The sequence below is a fragment of the Embleya sp. AB8 genome (assembly GCF_049739465.1).
GTDB lineage: Bacteria > Actinomycetota > Actinomycetes > Streptomycetales > Streptomycetaceae > Embleya.
Genome location: NZ_JBMHHY010000009.1, coordinates 120,587 through 138,456 on the forward strand (window position 1 = coordinate 120,587; position 17,870 = coordinate 138,456).

Consider the following 17,870-nt stretch of genomic DNA (forward strand, 5'->3'; position numbering starts at 1 on the left):
GAACCCGGGAGCTGCCACCATGCTGGATCACCGCCTCGACGACGAATACGAGCAACTCCGGCGCACCGTCGCCGAGTTCGCGCACGACGTGATCGCGCCCGCGATCGGCGAACTGTACGAGAAGCACGAATTCCCCTACGCCATCGTGCGCGAGATGGGCCGAATGGGCCTGTTCGGGCTGCCGTTCCCGGAGGAGTACGGCGGCATGGGCGGCGACTACCTCGCGCTCGGCCTGGTCATCGAAGAGCTGGCCCGGGTCGACTCCTCGGTGGCGATCACCCTGGAGGCGGCTGTGTCGCTCGGCGCGATGCCGATCTACCGGTTCGGCACGGAGGAGCAGAAGCGGACCTGGCTGCCGAAGCTGAACAGCGGCGAGATGCTGGGCGCGTTCGGCCTGACCGAGACCGGCGGTGGCTCGGACGCGGGCGCCACGCGGACCACCGCGCGGCTGGACGAGGCGGCGGGGGAGTGGGTGATCAACGGCGGGAAGTGCTTCATCACCAACTCGGGCACCGACATCACCGGCTTCGTCACGGTCACGGCGGTCACCGACACCAGGGCCGACGGCGGCAAGGAGATCAGCACGATCATCGTGCCGTCGGGCACGAAGGGCTTCACCGTCGCGCCGCCCTACTCCAAGGTCGGCTGGAACTGCTCCGACACGCGCGAACTGTCCTTCACCGACGTCCGCGTCCCGGCGGCGAACCTGCTCGGCGAACGCGGCCGTGGCTACGCCCAGTTCCTGTCCATCCTGGACGAGGGCCGAGTGGCCATCGCGGCGCTGGGCACGGGGTTGGCCCAGGGCTGCGTGGACGAATCGGTCCGTTACGCCGGGGAGCGTGAGGCGTTCGGTCGCCCGATCGGCGCGAACCAGGCGATCGCCTTCAAGCTGGCCGACATGGAGCTGCGCGCCCACAACTCGCGGCTGAGCTGGCGCCACGCCGCCTCGTTGCTGGTCCACGGCGAACGCTTCAAGAAGGAAGCCGCGTTGGCCAAGCTCTACAGCTCCGAGAGCGCCGTCGACAACGCCCGGGACGCCACCCAGATCCACGGCGGCTACGGCTTCATGAACGAGTTCCCGGTGGCCCGCTTCTGGCGCGACGCCAAGATCCTGGAGATCGGGGAAGGCACGAGCGAGGTGCAACGGATGTTGATCGCGAGGGAGTTGGGGCTGCCGCGCTGACTTCGGGATTCACTGTGGGGCCGACCCTCCCGAACGTGTGCCGTTCTGGTGGGTCGGCATCAGCGTCCGGGGCGGATGAACGGTTTCACAGCGCGACGGCGCGGGTGACGGTGACGACCAGTACCCCGGCGCTGATCGTGTAGCGGACGAACACCCCTGAGATCGTGGCTTCCCGGCGGTCTCGGTCGTTGCCGACCTGCGTGGAGCGGGACCCGTAGGGGTCGCGACCGATTGACGAGTCCACGGCGTTCTTGAAGGCCCGGACCTGCCCGGCGGACAGGGGCTTGAGACCGTCTTCGGCTTCATTCGTGTATTGCACGCGGTAGCTCATGGGATCGCGTTCCCGTCTCGATCCACGCAGTCGCTGAAGTCGCCGGCCTTGAGACGTTCGTGCACGGCTTCATCGTCTTCCTGCGCCTCCGGAGGGAGGGCCCAGTGGAGGATGGCATCGCGTTCGAGCCGGTCCAGCGGAGTCTCGTACATGACCTTGTCGAACTCGTCGCGACGGTCCTCGGGGAGGGCGGCGCGGATCTCGGCGAGCGTGTTGGGCAGTTCGATGCGCTCGCCACGGACGACGGTGGTTCTGGGCATGGGCGGCCTCCTGTCGGCGGTGGGCTTCCAGGATGGCATCGCTCCGGTTGCGGTCGGTAGCGGGCGCACACGGGCGGCGTACGCGACCTGGTGTGCGCCCGGCCCGTATCGGTCGGCCGGGGTGTGGGGTTCAGGGGGCGGTCACCGCTCGAACGTCCTCAGCTGTCGTGCCTGGCGGTGCGGCGCCGCTCGGCGCGGTGGGCGAGGGCATCGAGGATGCGTTGCCAGGCTGGTGATGCCTCGGAGATCCGGGAGGAGACCAGCTTCAGGTACCTTGGCGGGCCGCCGCCGTCTCGTTGGTGTTCGATCTCCCATGCGTCCAGGTCGTCGATGAGCCGGTCCAGGCGTGGATCGTGCGGATCCCAGTCGACTGCCTGATCGCAGGCGAGGAACAGGCGCGTCGTCTCGGGATCGTCGAGGCCGGCGTTCTTCTCCCGGATCCGCACCGGCACGGCGTGCGGGTCCAGTGCCTGCATCAGGATCCATGAGTCGCGCTCGGTCCGTACCCTGCGTTCGCTGACCCCGAGAGCGCGCATCCGGTTCAGGATCGCGACCACCTCGGGAGGCAGGACCAGCCCTTCACCGCCGTCCAGTTCGGCGATCCGGCGGCGGTACTCGGTGAGTTGCTCGATCCTGCGCCGTAGATCGGCGTCGATGTCGGTGATGGCGGCGGCGAATTCGGTCGGTTGCGCATGCAGCAGCGCGTCGATCCGGGCCAGCGGTACACCGGCGTCGGCGAGGGTTCTGATCCGGATGAGGTCGACCGCGGCCTGTGCGCCGTAGCGGCGGTAGCCGGAGGGGTCGCGTTCGGGTTCGGGCAACAGGCCGATGTGGTGGTAGTGGCGGACGGTGCGCACGGTCACGCCGGCGGTCGCCGCGAGTTGGCCGATCGTGAGCACCGTCCTCCTTTGTTGATCTTCGCGCGTGGTCGCGCCGAGTCTAGGGGCGGGCCGCCGCAGCCTGGTCGACGACGTCGCGGATCGCCTGGACCACGGCGTCGGGGCGGTCGAAGCACAGCCGGTGGTGGAGGGTGTCGGTGAGGATGCGTTGTTCGCCGTGCGAGACCGCGCTCACCAGGGCCGCGTCCATGCGCCGCTTGCCGTCGTGCATCTCCTGCACCGTCTGTTCCGACATCAGCGCCTGCTGGGCGGGGTCGGTGCCCAATACGGTGAGGGCGATGATCGGGACGTCGGGAATGGCCGGCCCGGCCCGCAGTTCGGCGGCGAGTCCGGCCAACATGCTGCGCTCGGCGATGCCGACGCGGAGCCATTCATCGCTCTCATGGGCCTCGATCAGCGGTTCGCGCACGCGCTCCGGGTAGTCCGCGAGCAACTCGCCGCGCATCGTGCGCAGGGCTGGGCGCATTTGTTCGAGCTGCTCGGGGTCGGGCCCCATCCGCTCGCACTCGGCCAGCTGCATCGCGGGCGGCAGGAACTCGTCCCAGTCGCGGTTGAGGGCGTCCAACCAGACCAGGCCCGCCACGTCCTGTGGGTACAACTGCGCGAACCGGTGCGCGTAGAAGCCGCCGAGGGAGTGTGGCACGAGGACGTATGGCGCGGGGAGGTCCAAGGCCCGCAGCAGCTCGCGCAGTTCCGTGGCGACCGCGGCGGCGGTGCGCGGGAGTGGGAGGGGATCGCTGTAGCCGGTGCCGCCACGGTCGTAAACCACGGCGGTGCTGAACCGGGAAACCCCTTGCTGGACACCGAAATAGTCCAGTCCGACCGCGCTCGCACCCGGGAGGAATACGACGGCGGGCCCGCCGCTGCCCGTCCGATGCACGAAAATGCGGCGGCCGTCGATCTCCTGGAATCCGCCGACGGGAGGGGCGAGCTGAGTCCCGGCTGCGGAAGTGATCTTCTTCGTCATGCGCCAAGGCTCCAACCCTGACGCAGGGTCAGGGTCAAGCCTCCGTCCGCCGGGCTCGTCTCGTCGTCGAACGCGGCGGGACTGGTCCTCGGGGAGCGTAACTACGACGGATACCCGGACGGGGGTCTCCATTTGGGATCGTTCGCTCTGGCCGGTCGGCGTCGGTACCAGGAGCGGATGCGCGGTTTCACAGTGCGACGGCGCGCGTGACGCTCACGACCAGGACGCTGTTGCTGACCATGTATCGGATGAACACGCCCGTGATCGTGGCCTCGCGGCGGTCCCGGTCGGACCCGACCTGCGTGGATCCCCGTGCCTATAGGGGTCGTTGCCCACGGTTGATTCGACGGCCGATTTGAAGGCGCGGATCTGCGCGGCGGACAAGGGCTTGAGGCCGTCCTCGGCCCGGTCGGAGTACTGCACGTCCCCGAGGCCGAGCGTGACGCAATCCTGTGGAGCCTCGGAGCGCCTCGACGACAGGCGAAGCGGGCAACGCAGCGCCATACGCCGTTGCCAGCCTTGACAGATACTTCGGACGCGATTACTAGCAGCATCGAGTGGACCTAATTGGGTCGGTGGCGCCGTAGCCGCCTGAATCCGCACCGGTCATGGTTCGAGTACGGACGGGCGGCTCCCCCTCCCGTGGAGGACGCTGTTGGCGAATTGGTTTCACCTGCCGGATCGAGTCGACACCGAGCGCTCCGCAGGCGGGCGGGTCCGATCATGGCCGCATTTCGACTACTCAACGGAACAGCCGCCTGACAGTTTGTGCGCAGTGTCGTGTTCCGGTGGTCCACCGGGACGAAGGCGCCGGTCGGCGCCGAACCGACGTGCGGACAAGGGGGGTTGCGATGAGTGAGGTACCCGTCGACGACGAGAAGGACGTTCCCGGGCCGGTGGAGGAGTCCTGTCCGGTCCTCCACGACGCGTACGGCGTCGAGGTGCTCCTGCCGCCGGCGCCGGCGCAGACCACGGAGGTGCCGGTCGAGGAGGCTCCGGTCACGGAGCCGTCGCCGACGCAGGACACGCCCCCACAACGAAGCGCGTCCTGGGTCGGGCCCCGGACCGATTGGATGCGCGGTGTCCCCGACGGCGTGAGCCTGGCCGACATGTCCATCCCGGCACGCACGAGTCCGGTGCACAGCACGACGGGGTGGCGTTCGGGTTCGCCAAGTGCCAGTCCCACGGCCTGGAGACCCAGCTGGTGATGGGCAACCGGTTCCTGGACATCCGCTGCCGCTCGCTGGGCGATTCCTTCGCCGTCCACCACGGCGAGGTCTACCAGAAGATGATGTTCGGCGACGTCCTGAACATCTGCCGCGGATTCCTGCACGCGCACCCCCGGGAAACGATCCTGATGCGGATCTCCCGGACGAAGTCCGATGCGGACGCCGCCGAGTTCAGGCGGGTCTTCGAGCGGGCCTACCTCGACCACAACGCCTCGCTGTTCCACGTCTCGTCCACCATCCCCACCCTGGGGCAGGTCCGCGGCAAGATCGTGCTCATGACGGGCTGGCCCTACATCGGCGGAATCAGCCTCGGCGGCGGAACGGTCGACACCCAGGACGACTGGAACAAGCCGTCGTTCGGCGACAAGCGACAGGCGTTCCACAACCACCTGGTCAAGACGGTCAACGCCGGCACACCCAAATCGAAGATCTTCATGAACTACACGAGCGCCACCGGCTCTCCCCCCTTCGGAGACACCCCCCTCAAGTACGCCCAGAACCTGAACCCGTACGCCCTGTCGGAGCTGTACCGCCTGTACCTCCGAGGCAGGACCGTGGGCGTGATCGCGTCGGACTACTTCAACCTGATGATCGGCGAGTTCCAGGCCCTGCAGGACGCCATCATCAAGATGAACCGCCTGCCCGAGGACCTCGCCCTCGTCTCCCGCGGCCCCACCGGCTGGGGCACCCCACCCTCCCGTGGCCCGGTGCCGCCACCCCCGACGCGCCCGCCCTGGCCACCCACAACGGCGCCCTCTATATCGCCGTCCGCGGCCTGGACGACGGCATCCACGTCAGCCGCCGAGACCCCGCCGGATGGACGGGCTTCCGGCGAGTCCCCCACCTGGTGACCCGCCACGCCCCGGCGCTGCTCTCCTTCGGCGGCAGGCTCCAACTCGCCTACACAGGCACGACCGCGCACGCCTACGTGCTGTCCTCCACCAACGGCGTCGACTGGTCCGCACAGACCCAACTCCACGGGGGCGCGATCAGCGGCCCCACGCTGGGCGTACGCGACAACGCCCTGCACTGCGCCTACGCCGCACTCGGCGCCGGGATCTGGGTCAACTGGTCCAAAAACGCCACCTCCTGGACAAACTCCGGGCAGATACCGCACGCCAGAAGCGTCCTGACACCGGCGATGGTCACCCGTCGCGGCATGATTCAGATGGCCTACCGGGACGCGGACAACGGCAACGTCGCCTTCATGACCGCCGGCGACTCCGGCTGGAGCACCCCCACCCACGGCCCCGACACCCTGGATTCCCCCGCCCTCGCCGTCCGGGGCGACACCCTGTACTGCGCCATCCGCCGCGACGACGACAAGATCTGGATCAGCGAGTCCAGCGGCGGGTGGTCCCGCCACTTCGTCCCCGTCCCCGGAGTCACCTCGACGTACTCCGCGCCCGCCCTCGCCGCCGTCGACACCAACGACCGTACCTCGTCTACCGAACCTGACCCCACTTCGAGGCCCGGATGTGTGGTCCGGGCCTCGGGACGAAGTCCACCCGAGGTACCCGCCGCGCCCAACACCAAGAGCGGCCCACTATCGACAGGGCCGCCGCCCGGCATATTCATTCACACCGTCATCAACGCGCCCTGATCGCCTTCAACATGGCCGACCACGAGACCGGCGCAACGGTCAGGTGGCCACGCCCTGTGTCCTTGCTGTCGCGCACGCCTACTGCGTTGCTCAACTCGGCGGCCTCTATGCAGTCGCCGCCCTGTTGCCCGCTGTACGACGACTTGCGCCAGGCGGGTTGAGAGGGAAGTGCTTGGGTCATGCTGTGCCCTCCAAGAGGCTTCTCAGGTGCCGTTCGGTGCGTTCGGGCGACAGCGTGTCGGCCCGAAGCAGATCGTAACGACGTTGCACCTCGTAGACGCCATGGGCGTCGGTGGACATTCGACCTTCGAACGTTCCCTCGGCATACGTGCATTCGCCCTTGCCTGGGACGCTGAGCAGAACGAACGCCCCATCCATGCACGCGTGTATGCCGACGTCCATCGGGACCATCTCCAGGATGACATTGTTCAACTCGATCAGATCCAGGAGGTGCGCGAGCTGAGCCTTGGCCACCGTGCTGTTTTGGGCGAGGCGAATCAGCGCCGCCTCGTCCACGACCGCCCAGTACTCGGGGGCCTCCTTCTTGGTGAGAACGTTCTTTCGCTTCAGTCGGCGTTGTACCCAGGTGTCCATGGTCGCCGCAGGCACCCGAGCTCGACTCCAGAGGTTGCGCATGTACTCCTCGCACTGGAGCAGCCCAGGGATTACTTGGGGCTGGAACGTGCGAATCCTCACGGAGGCCGCTTCGGCGTTCGCGAACGTGTCGAACCATCCGGGTTGATCATCGGTGAGCCGATTGGCGTGAAACGCAGTGGCGATCAACAGGCCCTGGGCACGGAGTTCGACGTCGAGTTGGGCAACGAACTCCTCATGGGGTCTTCGCTGTGCGGTCTCGACCTGTCCAACAAATGAACCCGTTGTATGCAGGTCACTCCCCAACTTGTCCTGAGTGAGACCGGCTTGCGTTCGGAAGAGCCGCAGGTAGGCGCCGAACAGGTCCCACATCGAGGCTTCGGGATCAAGTGTCTTCGCTGCCGGCATCGGTCGCGTATCCCCCAGACGTTTCTGTTGAACCTCGCACCGTTCACAAGATACGCCGACGCGTGTTCTCTCAGTAGTGGATCGGTCACCGGGAGGCCGGAAGTGAACGCTGAGGGGCGTGGGCAACGCCGTGAGAGCCGCATGACGATCAAGACCTATGTTGCCGGCGGGGACGGCCGGGTCCTCGATCGTGGGAAGCAAGTCCACGTAAACCAGCCCCATGACGACCCCTTCATCAGTTCGGCTTTGGCTCTTCGGTGGCCGACTTGCGAGTGCCCGCGGTGTACAGAGGGAGAGCGCGCGTGAGTGGGATCAACATGACGGCCACGCTTCTTGCGCCCGAGAGCTTGGTGGACCTTCCGTGTCCCGAGCGGAGCGTGGAACTCGGGTTCCCCTGGGCGGCGATCGAACAGAGCAACGGGTACCTGGTCGTGCCGCCGCCCGGTTCGGCCTGGAACGACGTTTGCCAGAGCCAACCCGAAGAGGCACTGGATATCGCGTTAGGGGGCCCTGTGAACACGGATCCACGCAACGCAACGCACCACGGGCCCGAGGGCCCCAGGGCGCCCGAGGTTTTGGCCAACGGCGGTGTGCTGTGCGGCGGTTCCTCGCGGTATCCGTTCGGTCGCTACCGCTGGTCCGCCTTGGAGGAAGCCCAGTCGCAACTCGCGAAGATCAACAAGGGGCGCGCGTACCGCGAAGACATGGCGCGTGTCGAGCAATGCGACGCCTGCGGCGGCCGGCACCTGTGTTGGCCCTACAAGAGCTAACGGTCGTGGCCGTACTCGCTGATGCGGGGAATCGGCCGCAAGACTCCCGAGCGGACGGCTCGGGGTACACCATGGAGGCGCACCTTGCCTCAACGAGTCGTTGAGAGGAGGGAAGAGCATGGAGGAGCAGAACCCGACGCCGGAGCTTCAGGACGATGGCTTGACTCCGCCGGAGGTGATCGTCTTGGGCGACGCCGCCGAGTTGACGAGGGGCAGCGACAAGGACAGCACGGAGTCCAAGCAGAACCCGTACGACTGACCGGTAGGTCAACCTTCGGCGGCCCCGCATGGGGCCGCCGATTCCTTATCCGGACAAGGAGGCGCCGAGGTGACCGGTCCTGGGTGGTTCGGGGGATGCGCACCTGGCATGCGCGTTGCGCCCGTAGGAGCGCACTCGGTATGGAGTGATCCCCCGTTGTGGACAATGGGCACCGACGAAGGAGTGCACGCCGTGAAGCAGGGCGCGGAACGCCTCGCCGTGTTCGGGCCATGCAGCGCAACCGATCTAGACATGCTTCACGCATTGGCGAGTGATGACCTCGGGGCCGCTGTGCGGGTGTGGGCGGGTTCCTTCGTGGCGGTCCGGGCCCGGAATGTGGGCTTGGTGGAGGTCGTCACCGACGCGTCCGGGGCCGCGCCCGTCTATACGGTGAGCACGTCCGGAGGTGTGGTGTGGGGGTCAAGTGCTCGCGCCCTGGCCTTCCTGTCCACCGGGGACGTCGATACGGACTGGCTGGCTGCGTACCTGCGAGACCGCAGTGCTCCCCTTGTGCGGCGGACCGCATGGAAGGGTGTCCACCCGGTTCCGGCCGGCAGTATTCTGACCCTTCGAAGCGGCGCGGACGCGTCGCTGGCGCAATGGTGGTCACCACCGCAACAGTCGCCCCGAGAGGCAGCCTTCGCGTTGCGGTGCGCACTCACGGACGGCATCCGCGTTCGGGTCGAAGGCGTTGTGGCGACGTCCGATCTGGCGGGTATGGACTCCACCACGGTCACGTTGCTGGCCGCCCGATATGGCCCAATAACCGGCATCACGTTGCACCCGGCAGGCGCCGAAGACGGTGGCGATATGCGGTACGCACGCTTATTGACCGGGCCCCACCTGCGGCGTACTTGCCTTCCCCTCGCCCGACGCCATCTCCCGTTCGCTTCCGGCGAGTTCCCCCTGCCTGCGACCGACGAGCCCGCACCGTCAACGCCGTCATGGGCTCTGTTCTCCGGCCAAATGGAAGCCGTTGCCCACGCGGGGACCGAAGCTCACCTGACCGGGGATGGCGGAGACAATCTCTTCACCGCGCCACCGACATACCTCCTCAACCTTGTTCGCAGCGGACGCTTGTTGCAGGTCCTGACGGATGCCATGGACTGGTCCCGGCTCCGCAAGCAGAACCCTAGGCCGCTCATTGTGGCGGCGCTGCGACGAGACGCGGCCTATATCGGCCGGAACCGGCGCCCTCGCCCCACATGGCTCACGGCTGACGTTCCGGAGCTCCCGAACACGACCGACGACGCCAACGCCGTGTTGGCGGCCTCGGTTCGCACGGTGGCGCGCTCGGCGAACGCGGACGTCCAACTTGCAGCGGCACTCGGTGTGCCGCTGCACAACCCCTACTTCGATGGTGCGGTGCTTGATGCCGTGCTGTCCGCCTCGCCCGAACAACGGTGCTCCATCGGTCGATACAAGCCGCTTCTCGCGGACACCTTTGCCGACGTCTTGCCGCAAGCCCACCGCGAGCGCCCCACAAAGGGCGTATTTGTAGGGGACTTCCACCGCGGCGTGCGCGCCAACCTCCCTCGCCTATTGGCGCTTGCGGACGGGCGCCTGGCCGGCATGGGTCTGGTCGACCCTGGTCCGCTGCGCGCAGCGATGCATGCGGCTGGACTGGGGGCTCGCACCGTCTGGCCTCCCTTGCTCTCGGCCTTCGCAGCGGAATGCTGGCTCGACGCGGTTGGGCGCGCGGAACGCATCCGGTGGGATGCGTCGACTGGCGGGGGCGCGCGATGAGCACGACTACCGTTGCCGCAGTCTCCTCGTATGTCTGCGTTCTCATCGACTACACGACCGGCCACACGGAGATGCGCCCCGCCGCGAACGACGTCACGGCCCTGCGAGTGCGCGTCATTTCGCTTCCTGAGCCATCGATGTCGTGGGGCACGGTCGATCAGGACGCCGCCTTGGTGCCCATGCCCCGCCCCCCTCTGCACTGGCGAATCGGAGCTGCGGTCGCGGTGGTCGCCACCGCCGGGACCCTCGCCCTGGGGCGTCGTCGATATCGATTCCGCAGGCTTGTTCGGCTGGCTTGTTGCGGGCGGGCACTGCGCCCGGCCTCCGAGCGTCAAGCTCGCTACGCTGTGTGGGCGGCCCGTCGCGCCGCGCGGCTTATGCCGACCCGGTGGGCGTGCATGGAGGAATCGACATCGGCAGCCCTGTTGCTCGCCCTCGCCCGACGCAGGGCGGAGTGGCGGCATGGTGTGGCGCTGGACCCGGTGCGGCTGCACGCCTGGATCGCCGGCCCGGACGGACGCCCGATAGAGGAACCCGAGAGTACGAGCCTCTATACCGCCACCTACACGACCGACGGACCCGGCCCTGTGCCGGCCCGATAGGGAGACGTACGATGAGCAGCCCCCATATCCTCCTGTCCGGTGACAGGCTCGCCCTGGCAATGCCGCGACAAGAGATGCTGCCGGAGTATCACCGCTGGGAAAACGACTTGGGCACCATCCTCGGCTACGGCAACCAATGGGCGCAGGCGTGGGAGGTCCGCAACGCCGGGTACGAACGTCAGCGCAGCAACGATCGCTACCAGCAGTTCGAGGTCGTGCGCCGTGAGGATCAACAGGCCATCGGCATCACCGTCTTGCAGATCAACACATACGTCCGCACAGCGGAGTTCGTGATCGTGCTCGCCCCCGAGGAACGTGGCAAGGGCTACGCCAGCGATGCCACGCGGCTCACGTTGGACTGGGCGTTCCATCTGGGCGCGCTCCGCATGGTCTGGCTCAAAGTGCTGGAGCCGAACGAAGCCGGGATTGCCGCCTATCGCACAGCTGGGTTCAAGGAATCGGGCCGACTGCGGCAGGCCGGGTTTTGGCTCGGGGAGCCGGTGGACGAGATCTTCATGGATGCACTGGCGAAGGACTTCCCAGGGCCGTCCGTCGTGGAAGCTGCGGTCGGGACTCACCGTCCGTTGCGCAACTAGCGTGGTGATGCTGACGAAGGAGGCGGTCCGATGTGGACCGCCTCCTGTTGTCCCAGCTGGCAAGCTTGGTCGACCTCAAGCTCGACATCGGGGCGCGTGCGCCCCAGATCCGGTGGAGGTCGAGGTGCCGGAAGGCAAGCGCGGCGAGGAGGTGCACGGTCTCGACGCCGTGCCCGTTTCCCCATGTGTCCGGACGGAGAGCGAAGCCGATGGTTGCTCCGCGTGGGCTGTGCGGGTCGAGGGCGAGCCGGGCGAAGCCGATGAGGTCTCCGTCCAGGGTGACCGCCGTTGCGTACTCGGTGCGTGGGTCGACCCGTGCCGATGCGATCGAGCGTTCGACGATGGCTTCGACCTGCTCGCGGGTGCGGGTCTCGAACGACAGGTGGCGGGTGGCCTCTTCGTCACCGTAGATCGCGAGGACCGCGTCGATGTCGTTGGGGCAGAGTTCGCGTAGGGCCAGGCGAGTGCCGGTGATGTCGACCATGTTTGCCGATTCCGTGCCGCTTCCCGCAGGAACGCGGCGGTGGTGATGGCGGGTCGGTCGGGGTCGAGGAGGTCGTCGGTCATGGGGCCGGGGTGGCAGCGCGACGCCCGTGATCGATAGTCGGTGCGCGCGGGTGGGTTACCTGCCGGTGGTGCGGTCGGCGAGGTTGTCGAGGATGTGGTGCCAGGGGTAGGTGGGGATGCGGGTGGCGCCGGTGCCTGGGGGGTGTGGGGTGAAGTGGGGTTTGCCGTAGAGGACTTGGACGCCGCAGGTGCGGAGTGTGGTGATGGCTCGGTCGACGGAGGGGTGGGCGGCCTGGGCGGCGTTCCAGAACGGGAGGGCGGCGATTGGCAGTTCGAGGCCGATGGCTTCGGTGAGGATGCCGAGCGCGTAGGTGTCCGCGTGTCCGTCGGCCCACTTGGTGACGGTGTTCATGGTCATCGGGGCGACGGCGACGGCGTCCGCCTTGGGCCATCGACCGGGCTCGTCGGCGCGCCGGTAGCGGTGGCGGAGCGGGCGTCCGGTGGCTGCTTCGATGGCCGCCGGGTCGACGAACCCGCCGCTCTCCGCCGCCGGGGTCGCGATGGTGCACACGTCCCGGCCCCGCTCGATCGCATCGCGGATCAGCGTTCCGACGTGCGGCGCGGGGCCTGCGGCGCAGACGACGAGGTAGAGGACACGACTCACAGGGGGATGCTCAGCGCTGGGAGTTGAGGAACGCGGCCCATGCCTCGGTTCCGGTCCGGACGACCGGCGAGTCAGTGATTTTGCTGTCGCGGACACCGACCATCGCGGTCAGGGGCGCGACCTCGACGCAGTTACCGCTCTGGTTTCCGCTGTAGCTACTCTTTCGCCACGTCCCAGTGGCCATACGCTCATCGGTCATAGCTTTCCTGCAATCAGCTCGATGAATTCGATTGATACCGCTGCCCGAAGGGCCTGCGTCTGGGTCCTGCCATGCCGTTGCGCGATGACGGCAGCGTCCGCTGCTCACACACCACCGATCTGCCCCTCGATGTAGACCAGATCACGCCCGTCGTGTGTCCGGATCAGACTCATCGGACCTTCGAACCCGCCGTGCGTGAACCTTGCCGACTGGACTGTCGACTCACTGTCCGAACTCGTGCACCTGATCGGACGGTAGCTGCGCGAATCCGTGTCCGGCAATCCCGCTCCAGGGCTGCGCGCTGGAGCACTTGGAAACGACTCCTCCCGCTCTCGTTCGGGATGGGCCTTCTTCGTGCCCGACGGTTCAGGCGTGCAGCACCTTCAGCATGGTCACGGTCAAGACGCTGCTGCTGATTTCGTACTCGGTGATGACCCCAGCGAGCGCTGCGGAGCGGCGGTCGCGGTTGCCCCTGATCGGATCCCCGCACGCGTACGGGTCTTGAGCCATGTCGCTCACGGCCGCGTCGAAGCGGCGTCGTAACGCAGAGGGCATGGCGTTGTACTCGCTTTCGGCACGCGGGCTGTAGGCCACCCGGTAGGCGCGGCTCATGGTGTGAAGGGTGTGCCGTCGGGGTTGACGAGGCCGGTGAAGTCGCCGGCGCGGATGCGGGCGGCGTCGGCCTCGATTTCGTCCCGCATCTCGGGCGGCATGGCCCATTGGGCGGCGGTGGTCGGCAGGCTGAGGATGGAGACGTTGTTGATCTCGTCGTCGAAGGCGGCGCGCTGGTCCTCGGGGAGCGCGGCCCGGATGTCGGCGAGAGTCCCGGGCAGCTCGATAGGCTCGCCGCGAAGGGTCGTTTTGAGTGTGGGGCGATCGGTCACGTGGTCCTCCTGGTGATCTCTTTCAGGGTCGCATGGTCAAGTCGGTCAAGGTGCCGGGGCGCTCCTCGGCGCCGGGCTTCCGGTCGATGCAGTTGCGGTGCGCGTGGTGTCGGTGAGATCACGGGACTGGATGCGCTCGGCGTCGGTGAGCGTGACTACGACGGAAACCCGGTCGGAGGTTTCCATTCGTGGTCGAGGAGCGCGTATACGGCGGAGTCGCGCCAGGTGCCTCGGACGTGGACGTGTTCGCGGATGGTGCCTTCGCGGGTGAATCCGGCGCGTTCCATGGTTCGTCCCGAGATCTCGTTCAGCGGGGCGCGGGCGCCCCAGATCCGGTGGAGGTCGAGGTGCCGGAAGGCAAGTGCGGCGAGGAGATGCACGGTCTCGACGCCGTAACCGTGTCCCCATGTGTCCGGACGGAGAGCGAATCCGATGGTTGCTCCCCGCGGGCTGTGCGGGTCGAGGGCGAGCCGGGCGAAGCCGATGAGGTCTCCGTCCAGGGTGACCGCCGTTGCGTACTCGGTGCGTGGGTCGACCCGTGCCGATGCGATCGAGCGTTCGACGATGGCTTCGACCTGCTCGCGGGTGCGGGGCTCGAACGACAGGTGGCGGGTGGCCTCTTCGTCACCGTAGATCGCGAGGACCGCGTCGACGTCGTCGGGATGAAGTTCGCGCAGGGCCAGATGGGCACCGGTGATGTCGATCATGCTCGCCGACTCTATGCCGCTCACCGCAGGATCGCAGCGGTGGTGGTGAGCGCATAGTCCTCGATCTCCTCCCGGAGTCGCGAGGCGATCGGCGATCGGCGTTGGTCGCTGTCCAGGAGCGCGGCGTGGACGCGGCGCGTGGACTCGACGATTCCGAAGTTGCGCCGCTCCGCCGGCAGGTCGAGTACAGGCCGTACAGCCTCTGCCGCCCCGTCGAGTTCGCCTTGAGCGACCTGGGCGAGTGCCAGGTTGGTTGCCGCACCGGCCTCGTCGCCGAACGCCCACTCCACGCGGTCGACTGCCCGATACGCCTCGACGGATGCCCGGGCGGTGGTCTCGGCACGCCGGTCGGCCGGATCGAGGTGGACCAGTGCCTCGCCCGCGTAATAGATCTGCCTGGCCTCGCCGAACGCGAACAGTCCGCCCACACTGTCGAGATCGTCGGGAACAACGTGCTCGCGGAGGCGCTCGGCGCGCTCGATCGCGGCGCGTGCGGCGTCGCCATCGCGCAGTATCCCGTGGGCACGCGCGGACAGGCACGACAGCCACACGCCGGTGGTGCCGGCGCCTTCCGGCAGGATCGCGCCACCGAGCGCCGCGTAGCGGGCGGCATCCTCGGTGCGCCCGGCCCAATACGTGATCAGGGATTGGAGACCACGAACCCAGGCGCGCATCGGCTGGTGGTCGGCGTTGTCGGCACACACGTAGGCGGTGCGGGCCTGGGTGAGGGCTGCGTGCGCGTTTCCCGTGTCGTGACTTGCCTTGGCGAGCATCCCGGAGGTGATGGCCGCCAGGAGATAGAGGTCTCGGGCTTGCATCGGCTTCACGCGCCCGTGCTCCAAGAGGCCGAACACGTCTTCTTGGACGTCGAGAAGGTCCCCGAGGATCACCGGGAGCGGGACCTGCTGGTACGACAAGGCCAGCCTGTGGACGTCGTCGTGGATCTGGTCGAGCGTCTCCTGACCGATATTGCCGGCCTCTGCCGTTCTCATGAACTGCGCTGCGCGCCTTGCCGCCATTGCGACCTGCCTCTCACACTGCTGCATGCCGCCGGTGGTCCCGGCGCCATCCTCGGGAAGGATTCCGAACCGATCGCCGCTTCGGGGTACGGATGCTCCCCGGTGCAGCGCTCCCGGAGGGGCTGCGGGTGCGGCCACTGGGAGAGCGGGCGGGGGAGGTGCCAGGAGTACGTCGATCGATTGCCCGAACAGATGCTCCAGGACTCGGCATTGAGGTGGGTGCGGATTGCTCCGTACCTCGCCGCCGTACCAACGTTCCATCGTTCGTTTGGAGATGGTCAGCCCGGCGCAGGCCGTGTCCCCGTCGCGTGCGAGGTCGCTGGCCGCACGTTCGAACTGCTGCCGGAAGGTCTCGTACACCTGCCAGTGCCTGCGCGTCATCAGTACCCGCAGGAGCGTTGGTGCCTCGGTCATCGGACCCCCGCCCGCTGTCTCGGCTCGACTCTGTCTCCGACGCTAACCCCGCAAAATCACCGGACGTAGTCCCGCACCCGAAGATGGCGGAGAGATGACGGTGGATACGACGGTAGTGCTGTCGGCGTCGTCACGGAGAGACCTTTCGCCTTTCCCATGAACGGCGGTGGTTGCGGCGGTAGAGGCGCCGGTGCGCCGCCGGGACGATCGATGCGAGCACCGATCGCACTGGTGAGGGAGCCGGTATGTCCGAGCACCGCACGACCCCTATCCGCGTCACCGCATCCGGCAACGAAGAGCGACCGATCCGCGTCGAACTCTCGGGCCGGCCGCCCACCGACGTGACTCGTGCCGAGCTGGTGATGCTGCAGCACGAGATCCGCATGTACCTGATCCGGACCTGCCCGGCCCCGTCGGTGCGCCGCTCGTCCAACTCGGGCGGCTGACGAACTGGCCCCTGCCGCCGCCCGGGTCCGGCCATTGCCGGCGGGCGGCACCCGGTCCCGCAGTCACGGGCGCGACTGCGGGACCGGGCTCCTCGACCCTTGCCCGGCCGGGTGCCTGAAGACCCCCGCACGCCCGGCCGGGCAAGGCCACCCACCCACAGCCCGGACGGAGGACCATGCACCCGTCACCCCTCGCACGTCTCGCCGCAGCCACCGCCGAACGCGGGCGACTTGAGGGCTGCTACCCGAACCCCGCGACGACGTCACAGCGTCAGCAGTACGCCCACCGACAACACTGCCGCGCCGCCGGTGCCGTGCTCCGTATCGCAGTCGCGAACGCTCACCGCGGCGGCATCCCCACCGACACCATCGCTCGCACCACCGGATTCTCCCCCGGCTACGTACGGATGATCCTGGAACGCGAACACACCCTCACCGAACCCGACCGGCGCCGCGCTCGCGTCGTGAGCGTGACCCGCCGACCGACGGAAACGGTCGCCCGACCGCAAGGCCGCATCCCCGCTCCCTTCCGCATCCGAGGAGAGATCATGTCCACCTCACCGCCCTGGTCGATCGGCGACAACCTCTGGCGCAAGCTCGGCCCCCGCAACTACCACGGCGGCACGATCACCAAGATCTGGCACGACGGCACCCAATGGATGGTCGAGTACGAACACGGCATCTGCACCCGGGAGACCGTCACCGCGCCCGCCGCCGAGATGTACAAGGGAGGACCGCCCACCCGACCGATCTGATCGGCCTGGTCGACTCGAGGTCTTCGAGCCTGTCGACGGCGCCCACGTAGATCGCTTCGGGCGCCTCAGGGACCGTGAATGCCCCTGGAATTCGCCGGTCGGCGGCGGGAGCATTCACGGTGCGTGCTGGTTCAGCAAGCCACCCTGGCCACGGACTTCACTGGGCTCACAATGGCCGTGCGCTTCATGATCTCGGCCAACGTCGTGTCCTTGGTGTAGCCGCGAGATCCGATGGTGACGGTCTCCCTGGCGCTGTCGACCTCGTCTTCCGGTCCGACGGTGAATGGAAAGGTCATCAGGAACGGTTCCGAGATGGCGAGCGCGACGGAGAACGCGTCGCCTTGTTCATCGAGTTGGGTGAACAGCCACCCGAGTGTGTCCGACGGAACGGCACAGAGATAGACGGCCTCACCCACCCGGTTGCGGATCCCGCCCAGCAGCTCGGGGACCTGCTCGGGGACGCGGAGAGCGGCGGCGATGCGGGCGTAGACCTCAAGCCGCTCGCCGTGGTGCCTATCCGCTGCCAAGCGCGTGACGAGTTCGCCGGCCTCGAGGTCGTGAAGGCGTTCGTGGTGCTCGACGATTTCGAGTGGGCGGGCCTCTTCGAAGTGGAACGCCAAGGCGTCGAGCAGATCCGCGCGCAATTCATCGAGGGTCGAACGGCCCATCACGAAGCCGCGTGCCTGCGGTGACGTCGCGTAGAAACCGGTCGGGGTATCCCGAATCATCAGGTGGAAGAGTTCGCTCACTTCGCGCCCACCGCCTTCAGTGCGTCGTCCTCGCTCAGACCTACCTGCTTCACCAGAATGTCGCGAACCATCCCGGGTG

General features: G+C 67.6%; 26 protein-coding genes. 11 read left to right on the forward strand and 15 right to left on the reverse strand.

From position 1 onward, the window contains the following. Nucleotides 1-22 precede the first annotated feature (22 nt). Nucleotides 23-1,183, forward strand: coding sequence for an acyl-CoA dehydrogenase family protein (locus ABIA38_RS14870; protein WP_424639254.1), 1,161 nt, complete (start codon nt 23-25; stop codon nt 1,181-1,183). 85 nt (nt 1,184-1,268) lie between these two features. Here the strand turns inward: ABIA38_RS14870 and ABIA38_RS14875 are convergent, their stop codons facing one another. From ABIA38_RS14875 to ABIA38_RS14890, 4 genes are all read right to left on the reverse strand, one after another. After that, a complete protein-coding gene (locus tag ABIA38_RS14875) occupies nt 1,269-1,514 on the reverse strand; it encodes a hypothetical protein (RefSeq protein ID WP_424639084.1) in 246 nt (81 codons plus the stop codon). Next, on the reverse strand, nt 1,511-1,774 hold the full coding sequence (locus ABIA38_RS14880; protein ID WP_424639085.1) for a hypothetical protein: 264 nt from the start codon (nt 1,772-1,774) through the stop codon (nt 1,511-1,513). Before ABIA38_RS14880 ends, ABIA38_RS14875 begins: the two co-directional genes overlap by 4 nt. Nucleotides 1,775-1,932: 158 nt before the next feature. Then, a complete protein-coding gene (locus tag ABIA38_RS14885) occupies nt 1,933-2,673 on the reverse strand; it encodes a MerR family transcriptional regulator (RefSeq protein WP_424639086.1) in 741 nt (246 codons plus the stop codon). A 40-nt stretch (nt 2,674-2,713) separates the two neighbouring features. After that, complete coding sequence (locus tag ABIA38_RS14890) at nt 2,714-3,640, reverse strand: alpha/beta fold hydrolase (RefSeq protein ID WP_424639087.1); 927 nt, start codon at nt 3,638-3,640, stop codon at nt 2,714-2,716. 851 nt (nt 3,641-4,491) lie between these two features. On the opposite strand from ABIA38_RS14890, the gene ABIA38_RS14895 reads away from it, so the two are divergent. The 3 genes from ABIA38_RS14895 to ABIA38_RS14905 are packed head-to-tail and all read left to right on the forward strand — an operon-like array spanning nt 4,492 to nt 6,472. After that, nucleotides 4,492-4,848 carry a hypothetical protein gene (locus ABIA38_RS14895; protein ID WP_424639088.1) on the forward strand — a complete coding sequence of 119 codons (357 nt, stop codon included), beginning with the start codon at nt 4,492-4,494 and terminating at the stop codon, nt 4,846-4,848. Beyond that, on the forward strand, nt 4,794-5,720 hold the full coding sequence (locus ABIA38_RS14900; RefSeq protein WP_424639089.1) for a phosphatidylinositol-specific phospholipase C: 927 nt from the start codon (nt 4,794-4,796) through the stop codon (nt 5,718-5,720). The genes ABIA38_RS14895 and ABIA38_RS14900 overlap by 55 nt, the downstream gene beginning before the upstream one ends. After that, nucleotides 5,717-6,472, forward strand: coding sequence for a hypothetical protein (locus ABIA38_RS14905; protein WP_424639090.1), 756 nt, complete (start codon nt 5,717-5,719; stop codon nt 6,470-6,472). The genes ABIA38_RS14900 and ABIA38_RS14905 overlap by 4 nt, the downstream gene beginning before the upstream one ends. Here ABIA38_RS14905 and ABIA38_RS14910 read toward each other — a convergent pair. Together ABIA38_RS14910 and ABIA38_RS14915 are read right to left on the reverse strand one after the other, a co-directional pair. After that, entirely contained in the window at nt 6,459-6,653 is a 195-nt protein-coding gene (locus tag ABIA38_RS14910; RefSeq protein WP_424639091.1) for a DUF397 domain-containing protein, read from the reverse strand. The two genes, ABIA38_RS14905 and ABIA38_RS14910, sit on opposite strands and share 14 nt — an antisense overlap. Then, entirely contained in the window at nt 6,650-7,474 is an 825-nt protein-coding gene (locus tag ABIA38_RS14915; RefSeq protein ID WP_424639092.1) for a helix-turn-helix domain-containing protein, read from the reverse strand. Before ABIA38_RS14915 ends, ABIA38_RS14910 begins: the two co-directional genes overlap by 4 nt. 302 nt (nt 7,475-7,776) lie before the next feature. Between ABIA38_RS14915 and ABIA38_RS14920 the strand changes: the two genes are divergently transcribed. The 5 genes from ABIA38_RS14920 to ABIA38_RS14940 all read left to right on the forward strand — a co-directional run bounded on the left by ABIA38_RS14920 (nt 7,777) and on the right by ABIA38_RS14940 (nt 11,447). Continuing rightward, entirely contained in the window at nt 7,777-8,244 is a 468-nt protein-coding gene (locus ABIA38_RS14920; protein ID WP_424639093.1) for a hypothetical protein, read from the forward strand. Between the two features lie 118 nt (nt 8,245-8,362). Continuing rightward, complete coding sequence (locus tag ABIA38_RS14925; RefSeq protein WP_424639094.1) at nt 8,363-8,503, forward strand: albusnodin family lasso peptide; 141 nt, start codon at nt 8,363-8,365, stop codon at nt 8,501-8,503. Between the two features lie 69 nt (nt 8,504-8,572). Continuing rightward, nucleotides 8,573-10,249, forward strand: a complete 1,677-nt coding sequence (locus ABIA38_RS14930) for an albusnodin/ikarugamycin family macrolactam cyclase (protein WP_424639095.1) — start codon at nt 8,573-8,575, stop codon at nt 10,247-10,249. Nucleotides 10,250-10,428: 179 nt separating this feature from the next. Next, nucleotides 10,429-10,851 (forward strand): lasso peptide biosynthesis B2 protein, encoded by a 423-nt coding sequence (locus ABIA38_RS14935; protein ID WP_424639255.1) that lies wholly within the window; start codon nt 10,429-10,431, stop codon nt 10,849-10,851. An 11-nt stretch (nt 10,852-10,862) separates the two neighbouring features. Then, nucleotides 10,863-11,447 carry a GNAT family N-acetyltransferase gene (locus ABIA38_RS14940; protein ID WP_424639096.1) on the forward strand — a complete coding sequence of 195 codons (585 nt, stop codon included), beginning with the start codon at nt 10,863-10,865 and terminating at the stop codon, nt 11,445-11,447. Here ABIA38_RS14940 and ABIA38_RS14945 read toward each other — a convergent pair. The 7 genes from ABIA38_RS14945 to ABIA38_RS14975 all read right to left on the reverse strand — a co-directional run bounded on the left by ABIA38_RS14945 (nt 11,365) and on the right by ABIA38_RS14975 (nt 15,841). Next, entirely contained in the window at nt 11,365-11,931 is a 567-nt protein-coding gene (locus tag ABIA38_RS14945) for a GNAT family N-acetyltransferase (RefSeq protein ID WP_424639097.1), read from the reverse strand. The two genes, ABIA38_RS14940 and ABIA38_RS14945, sit on opposite strands and share 83 nt — an antisense overlap. A 138-nt stretch (nt 11,932-12,069) precedes the next feature. Next, entirely contained in the window at nt 12,070-12,618 is a 549-nt protein-coding gene (locus tag ABIA38_RS14950; RefSeq protein WP_424639098.1) for a flavoprotein, read from the reverse strand. Nucleotides 12,619-12,628: 10 nt separating this feature from the next. Next, the gene (locus ABIA38_RS14955; RefSeq protein WP_424639099.1) at nt 12,629-12,817 is read right to left on the reverse strand and encodes a DUF397 domain-containing protein; all 189 of its coding nucleotides are present in this window, start codon (nt 12,815-12,817) and stop codon (nt 12,629-12,631) included. A 366-nt stretch (nt 12,818-13,183) separates the two neighbouring features. Continuing rightward, complete coding sequence (locus tag ABIA38_RS14960) at nt 13,184-13,429, reverse strand: type II toxin-antitoxin system RelE family toxin (protein WP_424639100.1); 246 nt, start codon at nt 13,427-13,429, stop codon at nt 13,184-13,186. Beyond that, nucleotides 13,426-13,701 (reverse strand): hypothetical protein, encoded by a 276-nt coding sequence (locus ABIA38_RS14965; protein WP_424639101.1) that lies wholly within the window; start codon nt 13,699-13,701, stop codon nt 13,426-13,428. The genes ABIA38_RS14960 and ABIA38_RS14965 overlap by 4 nt, the downstream gene beginning before the upstream one ends. Nucleotides 13,702-13,856: 155 nt before the next feature. Then, nucleotides 13,857-14,408, reverse strand: coding sequence for a GNAT family N-acetyltransferase (locus ABIA38_RS14970; RefSeq protein WP_424639102.1), 552 nt, complete (start codon nt 14,406-14,408; stop codon nt 13,857-13,859). Between the two features lie 20 nt (nt 14,409-14,428). Continuing rightward, complete coding sequence (locus ABIA38_RS14975) at nt 14,429-15,841, reverse strand: hypothetical protein (protein WP_424639103.1); 1,413 nt, start codon at nt 15,839-15,841, stop codon at nt 14,429-14,431. Nucleotides 15,842-16,086: 245 nt separating this feature from the next. Between ABIA38_RS14975 and ABIA38_RS14980 the strand changes: the two genes are divergently transcribed. Beyond that, complete coding sequence (locus tag ABIA38_RS14980; RefSeq protein WP_424639104.1) at nt 16,087-16,287, forward strand: hypothetical protein; 201 nt, start codon at nt 16,087-16,089, stop codon at nt 16,285-16,287. Between the two features lie 263 nt (nt 16,288-16,550). On the opposite strand, the gene ABIA38_RS14985 is transcribed toward ABIA38_RS14980, so the two are convergent. Then, complete coding sequence (locus ABIA38_RS14985) at nt 16,551-16,715, reverse strand: hypothetical protein (protein ID WP_424639105.1); 165 nt, start codon at nt 16,713-16,715, stop codon at nt 16,551-16,553. Nucleotides 16,716-16,835: 120 nt separating this feature from the next. Between ABIA38_RS14985 and ABIA38_RS14990 the strand changes: the two genes are divergently transcribed. Then, complete coding sequence (locus ABIA38_RS14990; RefSeq protein ID WP_424639106.1) at nt 16,836-17,042, forward strand: hypothetical protein; 207 nt, start codon at nt 16,836-16,838, stop codon at nt 17,040-17,042. A 131-nt stretch (nt 17,043-17,173) separates the two neighbouring features. Here ABIA38_RS14990 and ABIA38_RS14995 read toward each other — a convergent pair whose 3' ends face one another. Beyond that, on the reverse strand, nt 17,174-17,791 hold the full coding sequence (locus ABIA38_RS14995; RefSeq protein ID WP_424639107.1) for a hypothetical protein: 618 nt from the start codon (nt 17,789-17,791) through the stop codon (nt 17,174-17,176). Between the last annotated feature and the right edge of the window lie 79 nt (nt 17,792-17,870).